Annotated in this window: 3 protein-coding genes; 2 read left to right on the forward strand and 1 reads right to left on the reverse strand. The window is 44.9% G+C overall.

The features are described from left to right. Positions 1-253 precede the first annotated feature (253 nt). On the forward strand, positions 254-553 hold the full coding sequence (locus tag AC4GME_RS18775; protein WP_490380035.1) for a hypothetical protein: 300 nt from the start codon (positions 254-256) through the stop codon (positions 551-553). A gap of 109 nt (positions 554-662) precedes the next feature. On the opposite strand, the gene AC4GME_RS18780 is transcribed toward AC4GME_RS18775, so the two are convergent. Continuing rightward, positions 663-1,391, reverse strand: coding sequence for a winged helix-turn-helix domain-containing protein (locus AC4GME_RS18780; RefSeq protein ID WP_490380036.1), 729 nt, complete (start codon positions 1,389-1,391; stop codon positions 663-665). Positions 1,392-1,628: 237 nt separating this feature from the next. Between AC4GME_RS18780 and AC4GME_RS18785 the strand changes: the two genes are divergently transcribed. Continuing rightward, entirely contained in the window at positions 1,629-2,099 is a 471-nt protein-coding gene (locus AC4GME_RS18785; protein WP_490378000.1) for a hypothetical protein, read from the forward strand. Positions 2,100-2,296: the final 197 nt, after the last annotated feature.

The raw sequence follows: 2,296 nt of genomic DNA on the forward strand, positions 1-2,296 counted from the left end.
GCTGTAACAATAGCGAATGCAGGGCCAACTAGTTAATTACGATGCCAAAGGAACGGCAGCGGTTTTAGATATTTAGCCTGCACTATTAATCGCTCCATCAGCACTTGGAACTGGCAAGGGGAAAATTGACAAAAGAAGTTTAGTGGGGGAAGACGGCACTGCTATCACGGCAAACAGTTAAAATCAAAAGCGCTCTTCATTCGTCGCTTATATCATCAGTTTTCTCATCAACACCCGGCTCGATAGAGAGTTCATGTTCACCATTGCCAACCGGCCCGATAGAGATTGCATATTCACTTTACCCAACCCGCTGCCAGAATTGGTGGTAGTCGTCTGCAACCAGTATCCCCCCCTCATTCAGCAGCGCAATGTCGTGATCGAGAAAATTGCTATTATTGATCAGCAGCAAACTCAGCAGAAAACCGAATTCGGGTTGCAATTCCTGCAGACGATTCTGCCACTCACCTTGTGGCTGCCGAGTCAGCTCCTGTGCCTGATAAGAAACAGCGGGCTCCTGGCCAGTTCTCATAATAGTGGTTGTACTGAGACTTGAGAGGAGCGGAGATAAAGCTATCGAGCATGGGAATCACGATAAAAATTGCCAACAGCAGGGTCATGATAATAAACAGGTAAAAATTTTAAAAAATTCTTTTCATATCGTTTTACCAAGCGTCCTTTACGAACAAATACCCTTGTCGCCAGATCGTTTTGATCCGCTTCGGCGCCGCAGGGTCAATTTCGAGTTTTTTGCGCAATCTGGAGATGGCAATGTCGATAGAGCGATCCAGACCGTCGTAATCAATGCCTCGTATAGCAGAAAATATCAGCTCTCGCTCAAGTACCCTGCCGGCATTAGTTGCCAGAAAACAAAGTAGCTTGAATTCAGTGGTCGTCAATTCAATTAGCTTGTTATCCAGAAAAGCAACATGGGAGGAACGGCTGATTTTCAATCCGCCGAAATGAATATCCTCCTCGGGCTCGGGTAAAAATGTTGTGGTGCTCTTATTCTGGTTAATATCGTTTTCCACTCGCCGAAATAAGGCCCGGATGCGCGCCAGCAGTACCCGGGGTTCTATCGGTTTTTTTACGTAATCATCGGCTCCCAGTTCAAGGCCGACGACCTGCTCCATATCATCCTCGCAAGCGGTCAGAATCAGGATCGGTCCATGGTATTTAGATCTAACGGCCCGGCAAACTGCAAGGCCGTCCTTGCCTGGGAGCATCAGATCTAGGATAAGCAGATCGGGGTTTTCTTTGAAGATTCGTCCGGGGGCCGTGTCTCCCCGCCCTTCGATCAACACTTCAAAATCCTGTAACTCCAGATAGTCTCGGATCAACCAGGCAAGTCTTTGATCGTCTTCAACCAGAAGTATTCGCAGTCTCTCTTTCATGTCTCTCTCTCTTCCCTGTAAATGATATGATTGTAAGCTCTCTTCCCTGTAAATGATATGATTGTAAGGTTCACCTATTGAAGTTTTCTATTGTATTTTTGCAACAATTTGTAACCACCTGCCTTTCATCCTCCGTCTAACGAAACACTTTTTAACAAAACAAAACAACTTTACAACATACAGCCTGCGCAGTTCCTGTTAATTTAAAAAACTATGCAATAGTTGGAAGGAAAGACTATGAATGGAAGCACACTATTTAGTAGTACTGAAGAAAGTATGGGGTGGTTTTCTCAGCATGGCCTCGTCAACCTGGAAACCGACGGAAACATCGCCATATATGATGCATGGGGGCCGTTCAATGAGGAACTACTCGCAGCGAACATCGCGATGCACAAGCGGGTAATTCCAAGAATGAGGAAAAATTGCCACAGGGGCGCTATAGCCACTTTTCATTGCAGTGCAATGGCATCACCCAAGACGATTCAGCGCTTTGCTGAATATCTGAAAACTTCCGCCCTTAATGGGAGAGCTTTCACCATCACGGCGTTTGTTATGGCATACGATATCGACGGTGCTGGATTTATGAGGCATTTATTAGCCAATTTTTATGCGGATGCTGGCTTGTCATTCAAGGTTTTTCCTCAGTTGAATGAGGCGCAAGCATGGCTTAAATCCGAACTGGAAATTGTCAACCAGCAGACCTGCTGAAGATAATTGGTCTCTGTAAGAGACCCTAACCTAACAAAATAAACTGTTGATGCGATATTGCAAAAAAATGTTCCGTGTTTCTTCGATAAAAATTAAAATACTCTGCCTAAATTTTATTATTGCTGTCGGTATGGTCGCCTTTCTGATGTTTTTCTATCTAACGATGTCGGACACACTTGAGAAAGAAAAGATGCGCC

The organism is Psychromonas sp. (genome assembly GCF_983033635.1).